This window comes from Methylorubrum zatmanii, assembly GCF_014845115.1.
In the GTDB taxonomy this organism is placed as follows: domain Bacteria; phylum Pseudomonadota; class Alphaproteobacteria; order Rhizobiales; family Beijerinckiaceae; genus Methylobacterium; species Methylobacterium zatmanii.
In genome coordinates this window covers 1-2,227 of the sequence record NZ_NKUI01000363.1, presented here as the reverse complement: position 1 = coordinate 2,227, position 2,227 = coordinate 1, and the positions used below count along the sequence as shown (strand labels likewise).

Here is a 2,227-nt window from a genome sequence, read left to right as displayed (position 1 = left end):
GGCGCGGGGTGAGGCCGGGCAGCGTGCAGCCAGCGCAGCCAGGGGCGGCGCGGGCCCTCCGGCTGTGACGACGCGCCGCCCGGGTCCCCGTCCCGGTCCCCTGGGGTCATCGGTCCTCTCCCCTCGCGGCGTTCGCGATCCCTCGTCACCCCTTCTTGCGCATCCGCAGGATCTTGAAGAAGCCGCCGGGGAAGGTCGGCGAGAGCCCGACGACCTCGACGCCGTTGCGTTCGGCCCAGGCCTCGATCCGGGTCGATTTGAAGTCGGAGGACCAGCCGATCTTGGTGCAGAGCGGGGCCACGATCTCCTCGACGCGGGCGACCGGCCCGTTGGACTGGCCGAAATGGTTGGCGAGCACGATGCCGCCCCCCGGCCGCACCACGCGCAGGAACTCGGTGAGCGCCGCCTCCGGGTTCGGCACCAGGGTGATCAGGAACTGCGCCACCACCGCGTCGAAGCTCGCATCCTTGTAGCCGAGGCGGCAGACATCCATCACCTGCAGGCCCTTGACGTGGGTGAGCCCCCGGCGATGCACCTTGTTGCGGGCGCGCTTCAGCATGTCCTCGGAGAGATCGACGCCGCAGACGAAGCTGTCGCGGGGATAATAGCCGAGCGACAGGCCGGTGCCGACGCCGGCCTCGAGCACCCGCGGCCCGTGGGCGACCGCCGCCTGCACCGCGGCGCGGGCGGCGGGCTCGGTCAGCTTGTCGTAGACGACGTCGTAGACCGGAGCCCAGCGGGCATAGGCCTTGCGCATCAGCTCGGTGGTGGGCCCGGCCTCGGGCTCCCGCTCTCTCAGCATGTTGACCGTCACCTTCTTTGACAGCGGCTCACATCGGCCTCCGCCCAGGCAGGAGGCCGTGCGGCGGAACGGGACGCGTGACCATCGAGGAAACTTGGAGCGCCGAAATCCGCGCGGCGCGACGGGCTCCCATCAGGCCGCCTCGGCGGCGCCTGCCTGCAACGCGCCGATGCGCCGGATGGTGCCGCCGCCGAGCACCTGGGCGCGCGGGCCGTCATCGGCGTAGATCACGCAGGCCTGACCCGGCGAGACGCCGTCCTCGGGCGCGACCAGCTCGACCTCGGCGCAGGCCGCTTCCGCGTTCCAGGACAGGCGTGCCGGCCGCGGCTCGCGGGTCGAGCGCACCCGCACCGCCACCGGCAGCTCGGCGAGGGATTCCGGTGTCCCGCCCCCGAGCCAGTTGAGGTCGGTGAGGCGGATGCGGCGGGTGGCGAGGGCGGCGCGGGGACCGACGACGACGCGGGCGGTCTCGGGCTCCAGGCGCACCACGTAGAGCGGTTCGCCGACCGAGAGCTTGAGGCCCCGGCGCTGACCCACGGTATAATGGATGATGCCCTCGTGCTCGCCGAGGTGGCGGCCGTCGAGATCGACGATCGCGCCGGGGCGGGCCGCCTCGGGCCGCAGCTTGGCGATCACGTCGGCATAGCCGCCCTGGGGCACGAAGCAGATGTCCTGGCTGTCGGCCTTGTCGGCCACCGCGAGGCCGAGTTCCCGGGCCAGCGCCCGGGTCTCGTCCTTCGGGCGCTCGCCCAAGGGGAAGCGCAGGAAAGCGAGCTGCTCGGGCGTCGTGGCGTAGAGAAAGTAGCTCTGGTCGCGGGCCGGATCGAGGGCGCGGAACAGGCCGCGGCCGCCCTCGGCCAGGGGCCGGCTCGCCACGTAATGCCCGGTCGCCAGCGCCTCGGCGCCGAGGTCGCGGGCGAGGGCGAGCAGGTCGCGGAACTTGACCGAGCGGTTGCACTCGACGCACGGGATCGGCGTCTCGCCGGACAGGTAGCTCTCGGCGAAGCGGTCGATCACCGATTCGCGGAACTTGTCCTCGTAATCGAGGACGTAATGCGGGATGCCCAGGGTCTCGGCGACCGCGCGCGCGTCGTGGATGTCGCGGCCGGCGCAGCAGGCGCCCTTGCGATGGGTCGCGGCGCCGTGATCGTAGAGCTGGAGCGTGACGCCGACGACGTCGTAGCCCTCGCGCTTCAGCAGCCCGGCCACCACCGACGAGTCAACGCCGCCCGACATGGCGACGACGACGCGCGTCTCGTGCGGAGGCTTCGGGAGATCGAGCGAATTCATGGCCGGTGATCGGGGCCGTTGCCGGCCGTTGGCGGGGCCTTCGGGCATGCCCCGGCTTGGAAAACCCGGACGCACGCAGTGTCTATAGCGATCCCGGCCCCGACTTTCCAGGGATGGGCCGGGATCGCTATAGAC

General features: G+C 71.9%; 2 protein-coding genes. Both read right to left on the bottom strand.

The annotated features are described in order from the left end of the window. Positions 1–145 precede the first annotated feature (145 nt). The gene (locus MZTS_RS24760; protein ID WP_192285977.1) at positions 146–802 is read right to left on the bottom strand and encodes a class I SAM-dependent methyltransferase; all 657 of its coding nucleotides are present in this window, start codon (positions 800–802) and stop codon (positions 146–148) included. Between the two features lie 132 nt (positions 803–934). Continuing rightward, positions 935–2,092, bottom strand: a complete 1,158-nt coding sequence (mnmA, locus tag MZTS_RS24755) for a tRNA 2-thiouridine(34) synthase MnmA (RefSeq protein WP_192285975.1) — start codon at positions 2,090–2,092, stop codon at positions 935–937. Positions 2,093–2,227: the final 135 nt, after the last annotated feature.

What these genes read in the sequence shown, in the direction of transcription:
- MZTS_RS24760 (WP_192285977.1), bottom strand. Translation starts at nt 802, where the DNA reads ATGCTGAGAGAGCGGGAGCCCGAGGCCGGGCCCACCACCGAGCTGATG.
- mnmA (WP_192285975.1), bottom strand. Translation starts at nt 2,092, where the DNA reads ATGAATTCGCTCGATCTCCCGAAGCCTCCGCACGAGACGCGCGTCGTC.